Below are 15133 nucleotides of genomic sequence, written 5' to 3'. Positions count from 1 at the left end.
CTGTCTAAGTTGAATGTATAGAAAGTTAAAGGAGATTATTATGGTAACTGTGTCAATAATCATGCCTGTTTATAATGTTGAAGACCAATTAGAGAGAGCTATCAGCTCTGCTATAAACCAAACTTTTCAAGATAATGAAATTATATTAGTGAATGACGGATCGACGGACAAATCAGGGGAAATTTGTAATCAATATAAACAAAAAAGTTCAAAGATAAAAGTGATTCATAAAAAAAATGAAGGATCGGGTTTAGCAAGAAATGAAGGCTTGAAAATTGCTAAAGGGAAATATGTTTACTTTGCTGATCCAGATGATTACCTTTCCCATCATTTGATTGAAGAAAACATGAAAATAATAGAAAAAGAAAAATCTGAAATGATCGTATTTGGTTTTTATGAAGAAAGAATAATAAAGAACAATAAAAAAATAATAAAGAACAATAAAAAAATAATTGAGGAAAAATATCCCTTAGCCCAACGAGTGAAGAATAAAAAAGATTTCAGAGAACAATTCCAGCAAATATATGATTTTCATCCATATGCTTTATGGAACAAAATGTATAGAAAAACTTTTTTAGAAAAAAATGATATCTATTTTACCAATCAAAATGTAGGACAAGATGCTCTTTTTAATATCATGGTCCTTAAATATGTACAGTCTATTAGTGTCAACAAAAGTGCTTACTACCACTATGTATTCAGACATGGTTCTTCTGTAAATCGATACCGAGAAGATCGATTTGAGTCTGAATGGAATATTGCTTCACAATTAGAATTGGTTTTACGTGAGCTAGGTATGGATAAGAAATTCAAAAATATTATCTATAAAGAGTATTGGAATGCTGTGTATTTAGAACTAGTTAATTTAAATTCTTGTAACTGTCCTATGAGTGCTAAAGAGAAAAAATTAAGAGTAGAATCGATTTTAAAAAAAGAAAAGATAAAAGATGCTTTAAAAGAAAGAAATAGGAATAATGAAAAAAATCCTTTCGTGTTAACGCTGGTCACGCTGTTAAATAGAAATAAAATTCTTTCAGCTCTTAGAGTCATGGAGTTAAGAGTAAAAATGGGGAACAAGAGGATAGAATGGGTAAATCTTTTAAAAAATAAAATGAATCATTAAATTTGTAGAAAAGAAAAGGAAAAAAAATGTCTAATAAACCGCTAGTTTCAGTTATCGTACCTGTTTACAATGTTGAAGAGTATATCAAAGAATGCTTGGATTCTATTGTAGGGCAAAGTTATTCATCAATTGAAATCATTTTGATCAATGATGGCAGTACAGACAAAAGTTTAGAAATACTTACTTCTTACGCTTCAGATGACCGAGTAAAAATTGTTACCCAAGAAAATAAAGGGCTATCCTGTTCGCGAAACAAAGGGATATCAATAGCAACTGGAAAATACTTGCTTTTTGTTGATGGGGATGATTTTATAGAAAAACAAATGATTAAGAATCTAGTTGAACAATTAGAAACCTTTCATTGTGATCTTATTCGGTTTAACGGCATTTCTTTTTATGATAACGTGCCAAAAGACAGTGAGTTAAAAGAGAATAGTTATGATTTTAGTCATAGATTAAAACCAGGTAGAGTGTATGGTGAAAGCAGTTATGACTTTAACAGAAAAACTTTTGCTTCTTCTGTTGCTTTGTATATGGTGAAAAGAGAGTTGATTATAAATAATCATATTAGATTTAAAAAAGATATTATTCATGAAGATGAATTATTTACTACTCAAATTTTTGTAGCAGCTCATTCGATGTGTTATGATAACCACTCTTATTATCATCGCCGTTATCGAAGAGGATCTATTATGACAAATAAAACATTTGAACAGGAAAAAAATTCATTTGACTCTTATTTTGTTGTTTTTAAAGAACTAGAAAAGATGCATCATTTAGATATATATAATAGAAAACAAAAGAAATTAATTAAAAGACAACTCCTCTCAATATATTCTGGTATGACAAAGAAAAAATTACCCGAAAATTACAAACAAAAATACTTGAAGCAATCAAGTACAATTTCTCTTAAGGATGAATTGTACTTGAAAGTTTTGTCTATTGTTAGAAATAAGCAATAAAGTGAATAACTTATCAACAAAACAGTGGAAATAGTCACATATTAAGTTAATGAGAGATAAACAGAGCAAGTTTTCAATTCCCTTTGCTACTGTTTTAGAGTTTTAGACATCAAGTTAAATACGATTGTTGTCAAAAACATTTAAAAATTATCTTATTCAACAGGTAGGCGAGAGAAAAATGAAGGTAAATGAATATAATGGAAATAAATGGCTGTTAAAGGGAAAAAAAGAGGATTTTTTTAATCTCTTCATTGTCTTACTAGTCAGTATAGCATTTGTCTTTACTGATTGGACGATTGGAATTGTTACATTGAGTGATTATCTTTTAGGTTTAGTTTTACTTTTATTGATTCTAAGCAGAAATTTGTCTATTACTAAAGCTCAAGCTATTGGGTTGATTGCTTACATAGCAATCCTTTTAGCTAATATCTATTCTAATTATTTATGGAATCAAGAGTTTCATTTTAATGCAGGTATAGCTGGCCTGATACGTACAACTTTTTACAGCATAGTAGTAGTGGGAACTTATAACTTTATAAAAAGTAAACAACTTGAAGGAGTTTTACTACAAAAGAGTAACTTGATAGCTGTTATAGTTTGTGCAATCGGTGTATATATAACGATTGCTATTTACACAGATGGATTATTGCCTTATCATTTTTTTTGGTATTGGACTCGACAAGATTTATTAAGTTATGCATTCAATGAGAACATTAATTGGATACGAACCAGAAGTATCTTTTCTGAGCCTTCTTATTTAGGTTATTACCTCAATATTGTGCTAGGAATGAATTATTTTAATCAGTCTGGTATCAAAATAAAAAAAATATATTCCATTATCATAACAATTACCATTCTATTAACGTTTTCGTATAGCGCCATCGGGATTATGCTTCTTCAACAAATACTTTACTTTTGGAAAGAGTATCGGACGAAAAAGTTTCATTGGCATCCTTCCATCCTAATAGGAGCAGCTGCCATGTTTATATTTGGCTATATTTTTTGGGACACCATTTATGAAACAATAGTTGTTCGTAGTTTAGATATCATTAGTGGTGAAGACCTTTCTGCATTCTTTCGCATATTTGGAAGTTGGAGATACGTAAATAAAGAACATCTATTTATGGGGAATGGCATAGGAAATACTCCTGCTATTTGGAATGTCTATGCGTACATTTTATCTGACTTAGGAGTGGTTGCTTTTTCATTGAGCATCATTTTTACTATTTGGATCTTGATGAAGAACATTGAATTAGGGATTTTATTTATTGCACTAAACTTTCAAAAAGGTGGTTATTTAGGTCCTTCTTTTTGGTTATTTTTATTGTTCTTGTTCGTTTATGTAGGGCACAAGCAAGGAAAAATACCAAAAGAAAATTAAAGCTACTCTTAAGAAACAGATATTGCATATAATTTTAAAATAAATTATGGTAATATCATAAATTAGAGAGTTAAAGAGATTGAACGGAGGAAATGAATATGGGACAAGGAGAAAGATATGGAAAACTAAAAAAAGTGATGATTTGTATTTTTGATGCGTTAATTTATCACTTATCAATCATATTTTCTTTTTATTTACGTTATAGTGGGAATATTCCAAACTATAATTATGCTGCATACAAAGAATCTGCTATTTATATAACAATTCTTTTTATTTTATTAAATGTGTTGTTTGGCGTATACGTCCTGTATAATAAGTCAGTCGTTGACTTTTTATACTTAACGGTTATTATCCAACTAATCATGACAGTATCTATTATGGCGGTAACCTTTTTCGGAAGATGGTTTACCTTTCCAAGATCTGTTTTATTAATTAGCTTCTTGCTGAGCTTTATTTTTCTTTTCTTATGGAGAATAGTAGTTTATAGACTTTACGAAAAATTCAATGGTAGCAAAAAAATGATGATCATAGGAAAAGAAGAAGATGTTAAAAACGCTGTATTTAATATTGGGAATGCTAAAAGTAAACGTCACATTATTGAATATGCAGCTATTCAAAATTATTATTCTAACATTAAAAGCCATCTTAATGATATTGATATTGTATACCTTGCTAGTGAAATCGAAGAAGCTGAAAAATTGCGTATTTATGATTTGTTAGTTGCTAAAAAGAAAAAAATATTTTTGAATACTAGTTTTGAAAATTTAGTTTTAGTAAACCCTAATATTATGAATATTGAAGACGAGAGTATAATAGAAGTGTCTAATTTTGAAATTCCTTCTGAAGACGGTGTAGTCAAAAGATTATTTGACATTTTATTTTCTGTTTTGCTGATCATCGTTGCTTCGCCTATCATGCTCATTACAGCTTGTTTAGTCAAATTAACTTCCCAAGGTCCTATCCTTTATAAACAAGTCAGGATTACCAAAGATGGAGAAGAGTTTAATGTTTTAAAGTTTAGAAGTATGAGTACGACTGCAGAAAAAGAAACAGGTCCGGTTTTAGCTTCTTCTAATGACGCTCGTGTGACTACTGTTGGGAAGTATATCCGTGCTTTGAGAATAGACGAACTTCCACAACTATTTAATGTCCTCAAGGGAGATATGTCTATTGTTGGTCCAAGACCTGAAAGACCGTTTTTTGTTGAGCAGTTTCAAGAAGAAAATCCATATTATTATTTAAGACATAATGTTCGGGCTGGTATTACAGGCTATGCTCAAGTATATGGAAAATATGCTTCTGATTTTAATAGCAAATTAAATTTTGATTTATTATATATAAAAAAATACACTCTTTTACTAGATATTAAAATCATGCTACAAACGATCAAAATTTTATTCGACAAAGTTTCTTCAAAAGGTTTAGATGAAGAAGAAATGTTAGCGAAAAAAGAAATACCTGTTTCAATCAAAGTGTTAAAGTAAATAATTAAAAAAGGAAGGGAAAAAAATAGATGGCAAAAATATTCCCTTATTTTAGTATTGTTATGCCTGCATATAATTGTGAAAATACGATTGGCAAAACAATTGAAAGTATTCTAAAGCAAACATTTGAAAATTTTGAACTGATTATTGTTAATGATGGATCTATTGATTCGACAATAGAAGTGGTGCAACTTTATTCTTATCAAGATTCTCGCATTCGTTATATAACTATTCCCAATAATGGTCCAGGAAATGCTAGAAACGAAGGAATCAATATTGCGAATGGAAAGTATTTATTGATGATTGATGCTGATGATGCCATTCACCCAAAAACATTAGCTTCGTATGCTGAGTTATTAAAAGAACCTGACATTGACTTAGTGATTTCTTCGTATTTGATGAATGTGATGGATGGTATGGAAAAAGTAGATCAAAAGAAAATAGTAGCACCTAATCAAGTTTTTTCAAAAAAAGCAGACTTTTTAGAATCTATTTATTTCTTAATGGATAAGCAACTGATGTATGTTATCTGGAATAAAGTTTATCGTTTAGATATTATAAAACAGTTTGCTATTAAATTTCCGCCGTATAAAAGTTGCGAAGACAGATTGTTTAACATAGCTTATTATAAGCATGTAAACAAGGCTTTATCGACTGAACAAATTCTTTATCATTATTCATTTGATGGAAAGAACAGTTTGACTAATAAATTTCTTATCAATAAGTTTGATACATTTGTTGAATTTTATAGAGAACTATTAAAACTGACAAAGTTGCACAAAGAAGGCTCGAGTGCTCTTTTTCTAAAAGGCGTGATGTCTTGTATTATTCCGATTCATAGTAAAGATTGTCCATTTAATTACAAGCAAAAGAGACAATATATTAAGACTATTTTACATCATTCTGATGTGGAACTAGCAGTTAAAATAGGGTCAACGGACTCGACAATGAGAAAAGTAATGGCTTGGTTGTTTAAATCCAAAAACGTTTTTCTTGTTTATACTGTCTCTAAAGTTTTATATTTATTGAGTACTCTCTCGCCTAAAGTAATTGAGAAACTGAAAGGAAATTTTTAAAGCAGGAGATGTTTAAATGAGTCATCCAAAAAGAATTTTACATTTTCAAGGAAGAATGGGGAAAGGCGGAGCAGAAACATTTATGATGAATGCTTATCGCAACATTGACCGTTCTAAGTTTCAATTTGATTTTTTAATTTATAACGATTTTAAAGATGTTAAGACATATAACCAAGAGATTCATCATCTTGGAGGAAAAATCTATAGTGTTCCAAATCCTAAAAAGAATATTATCGGATATATCAAAGCAGTAAACGATTTGTTAAAAGAGAAGCACTTTGATATCGTTCATAGCGAAGTTTTCTTTGGAGGCGGACTGAATTTATGGTTAGCAAATCAGGCAGGCATTAAAAAAAGAATCGTGCATAGTCATGCAACTTCTGACGGTAAAGGAAATCATCTTGTATACAAAGGTATTAGAAAAGTGTTTGACAAATTAATGAAAGAGAATGCAACTGATTATTTGGCTTGCTCTAATGAAGCAGGAATTGCATTATATGGAAATGAGCAACCATTTATTTTTGTTCCCAATGGTATAGATTTAGAAAAATACCAAAATGTAACAGAAAGTAAAAAGGATATCAGGAAAAAACTCAATATAGGAGAAGATAATGTTGTGATTGGTAACATTGGTCGATTTGAAGAGCAAAAGAATCATCGCTTTTTGATTGATATTTTTCAATCAGTATTAAAAAAACAACCAAATGCAACATTACTACTGATTGGGGAAGGCTCTTTGTTAAAAGAAATCAAACAAATTGTTAAAGAAAAAAAGATGGAAAATCACGTTCAATTCTTAGGGTCACGAGATGATATCCCTGAACTTTTAAAAGCTATGGATGTTTTTTTAATGCCTTCTTTGTATGAAGGGTTGCCTATCTCAGCTGTTGAGGCGCAAGCGGCTAAACTTAAGCTAGTTCTTTCTGATGAAGTATCAAAAGAAACAAAATTATCTAAAAATGTTCAATTTTTGTCTCTAAATCAATCTTCTGAAGAATGGGCAGCTAAAGTACTTGAAGAGCCCTATACAAATGAACCGTTACCTTCTTTATCTCAATATGATATGAAAAAAACAGCTGAACAATTAGAAAAAATCTACGAAAAATAACGGGGGAAATAAGATGAATAACTTACCCACATTCAAAGATATTTGGGTTTTTTTTAAAGATAATAAAAGAACGATTATCTTTACGATGATAATCAGTTTTGTTTTATATGGTTTAGGAATAGGTTATACCTTATATACTGATTCGAAAGTTGAAAAAGCAGACAGTGAATCAGTAGAGGATAGTAGCAATCTCCCTAAAAATCCACTAACTACAGAAGAAATAAAAAAATTAGAGGAGAAACAAGTTGCCTTTGAATTTTATATTGAAAACAATTCAGCGGAACAATTTACGAACTACAACTTGATGAAACAAATTCTCATTTCACCTTCCTCTTTGAAGTATATCGAAGAAAAGATTGGTTTTAAGATAGAGCCTAATCCTATTTATGTCGTAAATATGAGTCTGGACCACAGTACATATGTCCTCACATTAACAATTGGAACTGGGAATGACAAGAAAAATATGGAAATTGCTCAAGCTTATTATGAAGGAATCGAAAATGGGGATATTTCTTTCTTTGGTAATAATAAAAGTATTTACATGGTAAGTGTACCGAAAGTGACAACTTCTGAACAACTAAATGGAGCAGCTGAAAGCACACATGAAAGCAATGGCAATACTTCTATCGCGACAATCATTGCTTTGGCTATTGCTGGTCTAATTGCTACTTTTGTATTAGGAATAATTGTAGCCTTGATAAAAACATTGACAGCAAAAGAAATAACGGACGCTTTCAGTTATACTCAAAAGCCAAGTGATACTTTCTTAAACTTGAATTCTCTTGATTTGAATTCAGAATCAAATGATAAAAGAGAGAGTTTGGTTCATGCAATAAGATATCCCAAAAAACCGGTAAAAGTTATTTTATCAGAACACCCAATAGAGAAAGATATCCAAAATGAACTAAACACTCCAACAAAAATAACTGAAGATAGTAGCAGTATCAAAGAATTAACAAAAGAATTCATAGCATTAGCAACAGATGTAAATGAAATAGACTTAGATGTTGAACCTAATGAAGTTGTGATTTTATGTGAAAAAAGTCGCACGACTAAAAAATGGTATGCTCGGCAGCGAACACTATTAGAAAGCTACAAAGCCGAAGTGAAAATCATTCTATTCTAAACATGAAAGGAGATAAGAGATGATTTTGTACTGGAGTATTTTAAGCATTTTAATAGTATTAGCTTTATCTGAAATTTTATTCAGAAAAAAGAATATTTCCTTTTTAGCAAGTGGCTTAATGATGCTTTTTGCTGGCTTTAGATATTATACAGGTTTTGATTTCACCTCTTATCAAAACTTTTACGAAAAAGCAGCAAGTTTAAGGGCAATTTTAGGTAATGATATTGATGCAGAAAAAGGGTATCTTTTTATAAATCATCTTTTTTCTTCTCTTGGTTTAAATTTTTATACTTTTATCTTTTTCTTTGCTATATGTAGTGTGGGGCTGTTAGAAATCTTTTTATACAAATACACCCCATTTCCTACTACCTTTCTCACTTATTATTATGCACGTTTCTTTTTAGTTAGAGATATGGGCCAAATACGATCTGCTTTAGCTTGCATTATCTTATTATATGCTATTCCTTATATTGTCAAACGAAAGCCAATTCATTTTCTAATGGTTGTCTTTATAGCTTCTCTTTTTCACATTACAGCTTGGTTTTTTGTTCTTGCTTATTTATTCAATAAGATGATAAAAGATATTCATTTCCAAGTAATTTTTGTTCTTTTGATTATAGCTCTCATAGTTGGCGTTATTGTTCAAATACCACAACTTTACTCATGGGCTATTCCCGGGAGGTATATTGCTTACTTTACAAACCCAGCCTATACAAATGGAGAATGGATCAAAAACCCAATTTTATGGATGCAATTAGGCATTTTCTTTGGTTCGTTCATTTGTTATCGACCAGAGTCTTTAAAAAAGAAAGAACAGTTTGAAGTGATTTTAAAAACTTATTTGCTTGCTTCTTTAGCTTTAGTAGCTGCAGGAAATTTGGGAACTGTTGGAGGACGAATTAGTACGTTGTTTGCTACTACTGAAATACTTATTGTACCTTACTTTATATTGAATATTTTTAAAAATAAAGTCATCAATCTGTTTATGTACTTTGGTTTTGTTCTAGTTATTTTTGTCTTAATTTTTATTATTTCAGGAACATATAATCAATATATTCCATATGATACTATTTTTGGAATTTAAAAATAAAGCATCACTAGTTTTGTTGCCATGTAAGGAGAGGGAAAATGAAAACTCCACTTGTTAGTGTCGTCATACCTACATTTGATAGAACTTTTTTTTTAAAAAGAGCTATAGAAAGTGTTTATGCTCAAAATTATCAACACTTAGAAATTATTGTAGTAGTAGACGGAGAGTCACCAGCATCAGAAAAATTGATAAGAGAAATAAAAGAAGAAAGAATACCCATCACCTACATTGAGACGAAAGAAAAAGTAGGTGGAAGCGAAGCACGGAATATTGGAGCAAGAGCAGCTAAAGGAGAATATATTGCCTTACTAGACGATGACGATGAATGGTTCGCTAATAAAATTACAGCTCAAATGGATTTAATTGCGAATGATAAGTTATCAAGTCAAGATGACTTTTTGTGCTTTACATCTTTAAAGAGATATAAAGAAAAAAGCCAACCTGTTTATGATAAATTGCCCAATGTTGACTATAGAAAAAGTAAAAAGAAAAGGATAATTGATTACTTATTCGAAACTAAAGGCTTACGAAATATTGGTTTTATCCAAACTTCAACTGTTGTTGTACCAAAACATATTTTATTAGAAACACCTTTTACTAAAGGGTTAATAAAACATCAAGATTGGGATTGGCTATTAAAACTCGATAAAGAACATTCATTAAAAATTATTCAAGTAGAAGAGCCGGAAATTATTTATCATTCTGATGTGCCAAAAAAAGATAGAGTAGGCTATATCAATCGATGGCGTTTTACAGAGGAATGGATGACTCGTTACAAAGATGAGTTTAGCCAATTAGGTTATGAAAGTTTTATCTTAAATTATATTCTTTTAGGAATTGCTTCTGACCACTCTTTAAGTAAACAGCAGAGATATCAAGAGATAAAAAAGCGATTTGATCAATTATCTTTCAAAACAAAAATGAGACCTTACACATGGAAGATGATTTTTTATCTTTTGAAAGAAAAATGAAGAACTCAAAAGTAGTTAGGTGGCTATAAAAGGAGAATGAATCAGGTGAAAAAAATTGGAATCGTCATTCTGAACTATCTCAATTACAGTGATACGATTGAATGTGTTGACTCTCTAAAAAAGCAGACAAATCAAAATTTTGAAATTGTAATTGTGGATAATTACTCGAAGAATGAATCCTTTAAAGTTCTAAGCGAGCTTTATAAAAAAGAAAAAAAGATACATGTTTTAAAAACAGAAACGAACTTAGGATATGCAAAAGGAAACAACGCAGGGATACGTTTTTGTAAAGAAAAGTTAGGTATTTTCAACGTGTTGATTGTTAATAATGACGTTATTTTTTACGAAGAAGATTATATAGATTATTTTTTGAAAACACCTTTCGATAAAAATATTGGTGCTATAGGAACGAAAATTATCGGATCAGATGGAAAAAATCAAAATCCAGTATATACGCCTATTACTACGAAAAGAGTACTAAAAGATGCTATTTATTTTACTTTGGAAAAGTGGGATATACTTAAGTTTTATACTTTTTTGAAAACAGCTTTTAACAAAAGTATCCTTAACAATCAAGAAAAGAGCGTTGCAGTAGAAGATGAAGATGAAGATGAAAAAAAAGAAGGAAAATATATTCTCCATGGTTCAGCTATTTTTCTCACAGACAATTACTTAAACCAAATGGAAGGTTTTTATCCTAAAACTTTTTTGTATTATGAAGAAAATATTTTAGCTATCATAATGGAAAAATTAGATTTGAAGATGATCTATACAGATAATGCGGAAATTTATCATAAAGAAGATCAATCATCGGCTCTAAGTTTTGGTAATGACAGCAAAATTTTTAGAACGTATCTAGTAGATAGCATGTGGATTGCTGTTAAAGTAAAATTTTCATCTATCAAGAGGATAAAAGAAACAATCAATAGAGAGTGGGATAACAGATATGGGAATAATAAATGAATTTAAAAAAGGCATTTTTTATAGTGCTTTGGGAAAGTACTCGAATGTCGTTATTCAACTTATTGTAAATGCTATTCTTTCTCGGCTCCTCTCGCCAGATGACTATGGAATTGTTGCCGTTATTAATGTTTTTCTAATATTCTTTCAAATGCTAGCTGATTTCGGTATAGGACCAGCGATTATTCAAAATAAGAATTTAGATGAAAAAGACATTAAGAATATTTTTGCTTTTTCTCTTTACTTAGCTATTTTCCTAGGGATCATTTTTATGTTTTTAGGATATCCCATTAGTATTTTCTATGGAAATGAAGTTTATAAACCTATCTCAGTTATTCTAGGTTTTTGTGTTATGTTATACGCTCTTTTGGTTGTTCCACAGTCAATGCTTCTTAGAGAAAAGAGATTCTTTAATGTTAATATGATAACAATTGCCGCTAATCTTTTGTCTGGAATTATTTCAATTCTTTTAGCTTATGCTGGTTTTAGTTATTATGCATTGATTTATGGAAACATTGCAAAAGCTTTTGTCATGTTTATAGCATTTTATTTACAATCTCATTTGAAGTGGCAATATAAAACAAAAATGAGTTCTCTAAAGAAGATCTATCTTTTTTCTAAAAACCAATTTGCTTTTAACTTTATCAATTACTTCTCAAGAAATCTCGACAAAATTCTTATTGGTCGCTATATGTCATCTAGTGCAGTAGCTTACTACGATAAAGCTTATCAAGTTTCACTTTATCCAAACCAAATACTAACAAATGTTATTACACCTGTTATCCAACCCATTATGTCTGAATACGAGTCGGAAAGAGAAAAAATCAAACAAGTTTACTTAAAGATCACACAAGTATTAGGAACATTAGGTGTTCCACTTTCTGTCTTTCTATACTTTTCATCTTCTGAAGTTATTTTATTCTTATTTGGTAGCCAATGGGGAAACAGCATCTTGACTTTTAAGATACTTGCTATTTCTGTATGGGTTCAAATGATATCTAGTAGTACTGGAGCTATTTTTCAATCAGCTAATAGAACAGATTTGTTGCTTCGGTCTGGAATTATTTCAGCGGTATTAAATATTTCTAGTATTTTCTTTGGTATTTACCTAGGGAAAATTGAATACGTGGCTTTAATGATTTTAATTTCATTTAGCATTAATTTCTTGATCAATAATTATCTTTTGATGTATACACTATTTGAATCTACTTATACGGAATTCTTCAAATCATTAGTTAAACCTATGCTAATGGGAGGATTACAGCTGATTGTCTTTACCCTTATGCCAACGTTGCCATTTTCTATCTTTAGCAATCTTGTCATTAAAGGAATGACTTTCTTAATTGTTTTCATCGTAGGAATTTTTGTTACGGGACAAGCGAAATTAGCTAAAGAGTTTATCAGCAATTCTTAAAAGAGAAGAAAGACTTGTTTTATCATGAAGAAAACAAGTCTTTTTTTATACATAAAAAAATTAGAAGGAAACTTCATACTTCATACAGTTAAGGAGAAAATAGCAGTGAAAATATTACACATCAATGCAGGACTAGAAGAAGGTGGAGGGAAAAGTCATATTCTCTCTTTACTGAATAACTTCTCATCGCAAAAAGTAGAACTTTTAACATTAGAGGAAGGAGAAATGGCAAAAGAGGCTAGAGAAAAAGGAATTCCAGTTATTGTTCTGCGACAAGCTGGAAGATACGACTTATCAATATTAAAAAAATTAAAAAAAATAATTAAGAATGGAAAGTACGATATCATTCATACTCATGGAGCAAGAGCAAACTTCATCGTTTTTCTTATTCATAAAAGCATTTCACCAAAGTGGATAACTACAGTCCATAGTGATCCAACTAAAGACTTTTTTGATAGAGGTTTAAAAGGGAAAGTTTTTGGACAACTCAACCTCATGAGTCTTAGCCACACAGATGGTATTATCGTCGTTACAGAAAGCTTGAAAAAAAAGCTATCAGAACTATCAATTTCTTCTGAAAAAATTTATGTCATTTATAATGGGATAGATTTTACTTATTCTAAACACATGGAAAGTCATAAAAATGATAAATTTACTTTAACGATCATTGCAAGGCTTCATCCCATAAAGGGACATCGATTATTACTAGATAGTTTGAAAAAGGTATCCTTTACTTGTTATGAACTTAATATCATTGGAGGAGGAGAACTACTGACAGAATTAAAAAGTTTAGTAATAAAAAATCCACTGAAAGGACGTGTTAAATTTTGGGGACCATTGAAAAAAGAAAAAATAGAATCCATTTTAGATGAAACTGATTTGACTCTTTTAACTTCTTATAGCGAAGGTTTTCCGTTAACATTATTAGAATCAGCAAGGCAAAAAGTTCCTTTCATTTCAACAAATGTAGGAGACATAAAAAAACTTATACCAAATGACTCTTACGGCTGGCTTGTAGAAACTAACAACTCAAATGAGATAAGATTAGCTTTAGAAGAAGCTTACAATGAATGGGAGCAGGGAATCCTTTATAAAAAAGGTGAAAAAGTATTCCAATTAGCGGCTACTCAATATTCGCTAAAAAATATGGTGGAGAAAACGGAAGATGTTTATGCCTGCGTCGTCAAAAATGAAAAAATATAAATATTCAGTAAAGGTTGGGCTAATGGCTATTTTGTGACAAAAAAAGAACAGATTTTAAACAAAACAAAATCCATGAATAGCCTTTCTTCTTTTTATGATATGATAATTCTGTTCGTTAAAAAGACAGGAGGAAAAAATGAAGCAGAAGAATCAAAAAAAGGTAACCATATTAACTGTAGTTTTATTATTTTCATCAAATTTCTCGCCTTTGTTAGTTTATGCAGAAGGACAAAATGCTCCTTCGGAATCGCAAACTTCTTCTAGTTTAATTGAGGAAAATGTTAAACAAGAAGAAACACAAGGTGAAATCATACATAATAAAACTTCTGATTCTACAGATCTAGAGGAACCCGAAATCCCACTTGAGGGTAGTGAAGTCGAAGAAGAAGGGGAACTTGAAGAAAACACCGAAGAAAAATCAAATGAAAGCAGTTCTCAAGATTCTATTGAAGCCGATTCCAATAGCGAGTCTGATGCTGCAAAAGAAAGCGAAGTTAAAGTAATTGAGGAGAAAGTGATTCAATATGCTATTCGAATCAAGGACAGTAAACTTCCGATTTATTCTGAAAAAAGTAGTGTTGAAAAGCCGGAAAAAGTTTCAGAATCTGATGATTATTTAAATAAGTTACTCTATGTTGAAAAAGAAGTCTTAACGAACAAAGACACATGGGTACTTATTTCTCTCGATGGACAGGTTATTGGTTGGATCAATAAGGAAGGAACAGAGGAAATTGATGAACCTACAGTTTTTTCTTCGAAAAAGGAAAAAACTATAGTTCCTTCTGTTTTTTATTCGACTCACGTACAGAGCAAAGGTTGGATGCCGGAAGTTAAAGATGGTGTTCTTTCTGGCACTGAAGGACAAAAGAAACGAATGGAAGCTATTAAAATCAATTTATCTGATGTCAAAGGCTTGGGTGTAAAGTATTCTACTCACGTTCAAAGCTACGGATGGATGGATTGGGTCAGTGATGGAAAACTAAGCGGGACTTCTAACCAAGCAAAAAGGATGGAAGCCATCAAAATTCAATTAACTGGTGAAAACGCAAAAAATTATGATATTTACTATCGTGTTCATGCAGAAAGTTACGGATGGTTAGGTTGGGCTAAGAATGGAGCAGAGGCTGGAACGTCTGGTCTAGCTAAACGACTAGAAGCTATTCAAATTGTTTTAGTGAAAAAAGGCGAAAAAGCACCTGGTTCAACGGAAAGACCTTATATTCAAAAAACAGTAA

General features: G+C 30.7%; 13 protein-coding genes. All 13 read left to right on the top strand.

Annotated features, from left to right (window positions below):
• The first annotated feature begins 40 nt into the window (after positions 1-40).
• Positions 41-1123, top strand: coding sequence for a glycosyltransferase family 2 protein (locus BM057_RS07680; RefSeq protein ID WP_177186202.1), 1083 nt, complete (start codon positions 41-43; stop codon positions 1121-1123).
• Positions 1124-1149: 26 nt separating this feature from the next.
• Positions 1150-2085, top strand: a complete 936-nt coding sequence (locus BM057_RS07675) for a glycosyltransferase (RefSeq protein WP_092092646.1) — start codon at positions 1150-1152, stop codon at positions 2083-2085.
• Between the two features lie 178 nt (positions 2086-2263).
• The gene (locus tag BM057_RS07670; protein WP_092092643.1) at positions 2264-3466 is read left to right on the top strand and encodes a hypothetical protein; all 1203 of its coding nucleotides are present in this window, start codon (positions 2264-2266) and stop codon (positions 3464-3466) included.
• 98 nt (positions 3467-3564) lie between these two features.
• Positions 3565-4950 (top strand): sugar transferase, encoded by a 1386-nt coding sequence (locus BM057_RS07665; protein WP_047390476.1) that lies wholly within the window; start codon positions 3565-3567, stop codon positions 4948-4950.
• A 29-nt stretch (positions 4951-4979) separates the two neighbouring features.
• On the top strand, positions 4980-6026 hold the full coding sequence (locus tag BM057_RS07660; protein ID WP_092092640.1) for a glycosyltransferase family 2 protein: 1047 nt from the start codon (positions 4980-4982) through the stop codon (positions 6024-6026).
• A gap of 16 nt (positions 6027-6042) precedes the next feature.
• Positions 6043-7134, top strand: a complete 1092-nt coding sequence (locus BM057_RS07655; protein WP_281246068.1) for a glycosyltransferase family 1 protein — start codon at positions 6043-6045, stop codon at positions 7132-7134.
• A gap of 13 nt (positions 7135-7147) precedes the next feature.
• A complete protein-coding gene (locus tag BM057_RS07650; RefSeq protein WP_092092637.1) occupies positions 7148-8260 on the top strand; it encodes a hypothetical protein in 1113 nt (370 codons plus the stop codon).
• A 19-nt stretch (positions 8261-8279) separates the two neighbouring features.
• Positions 8280-9344, top strand: a complete 1065-nt coding sequence (locus tag BM057_RS07645) for an EpsG family protein (protein WP_092092635.1) — start codon at positions 8280-8282, stop codon at positions 9342-9344.
• Between the two features lie 44 nt (positions 9345-9388).
• On the top strand, positions 9389-10321 hold the full coding sequence (locus BM057_RS07640) for a glycosyltransferase family 2 protein (protein WP_047390481.1): 933 nt from the start codon (positions 9389-9391) through the stop codon (positions 10319-10321).
• Positions 10322-10366: 45 nt separating this feature from the next.
• The gene (locus tag BM057_RS07635) at positions 10367-11284 is read left to right on the top strand and encodes a glycosyltransferase (protein WP_177186201.1); all 918 of its coding nucleotides are present in this window, start codon (positions 10367-10369) and stop codon (positions 11282-11284) included.
• Entirely contained in the window at positions 11268-12695 is a 1428-nt protein-coding gene (locus tag BM057_RS07630; protein WP_047390482.1) for a lipopolysaccharide biosynthesis protein, read from the top strand. Before BM057_RS07635 ends, BM057_RS07630 begins: the two co-directional genes overlap by 17 nt.
• A gap of 105 nt (positions 12696-12800) precedes the next feature.
• Positions 12801-13898, top strand: coding sequence for a glycosyltransferase family 4 protein (locus BM057_RS07625; RefSeq protein ID WP_177186200.1), 1098 nt, complete (start codon positions 12801-12803; stop codon positions 13896-13898).
• Positions 13899-14034: 136 nt separating this feature from the next.
• A partial coding sequence (locus tag BM057_RS07620) for a GW dipeptide domain-containing protein (protein WP_177186199.1) occupies positions 14035-15133 on the top strand: 1099 nt, incomplete at its 3' end.

Source organism: Pisciglobus halotolerans (assembly GCF_900113675.1).
In the GTDB taxonomy this organism is placed as follows: domain Bacteria; phylum Bacillota; class Bacilli; order Lactobacillales; family Carnobacteriaceae; genus Pisciglobus; species Pisciglobus halotolerans.
Note: the sequence above shows the minus strand (reverse complement) of the source record. Positions and strands in the feature narration are given on the sequence as shown.

Excerpts from the sequence above, each read along its gene's own strand:
- BM057_RS07650 (WP_092092637.1), top strand. The coding sequence starts at position 7,148 with ATGAATAACTTACCCACATTCAAAGATATTTGGGTTTTTTTTAAAGAT.
- BM057_RS07680 (WP_177186202.1), top strand. The coding sequence starts at position 41 with ATGGTAACTGTGTCAATAATCATGCCTGTTTATAATGTTGAAGACCAA.
- BM057_RS07675 (WP_092092646.1), top strand. The coding sequence starts at position 1,150 with ATGTCTAATAAACCGCTAGTTTCAGTTATCGTACCTGTTTACAATGTT.
- BM057_RS07660 (WP_092092640.1), top strand. The coding sequence starts at position 4,980 with ATGGCAAAAATATTCCCTTATTTTAGTATTGTTATGCCTGCATATAAT.
- BM057_RS07670 (WP_092092643.1), top strand. The coding sequence starts at position 2,264 with ATGAAGGTAAATGAATATAATGGAAATAAATGGCTGTTAAAGGGAAAA.
- BM057_RS07630 (WP_047390482.1), top strand. The coding sequence starts at position 11,268 with ATGGGAATAATAAATGAATTTAAAAAAGGCATTTTTTATAGTGCTTTG.
- BM057_RS07645 (WP_092092635.1), top strand. The coding sequence starts at position 8,280 with ATGATTTTGTACTGGAGTATTTTAAGCATTTTAATAGTATTAGCTTTA.
- BM057_RS07665 (WP_047390476.1), top strand. The coding sequence starts at position 3,565 with ATGGGACAAGGAGAAAGATATGGAAAACTAAAAAAAGTGATGATTTGT.
- BM057_RS07655 (WP_281246068.1), top strand. The coding sequence starts at position 6,043 with ATGAGTCATCCAAAAAGAATTTTACATTTTCAAGGAAGAATGGGGAAA.
- BM057_RS07640 (WP_047390481.1), top strand. The coding sequence starts at position 9,389 with ATGAAAACTCCACTTGTTAGTGTCGTCATACCTACATTTGATAGAACT.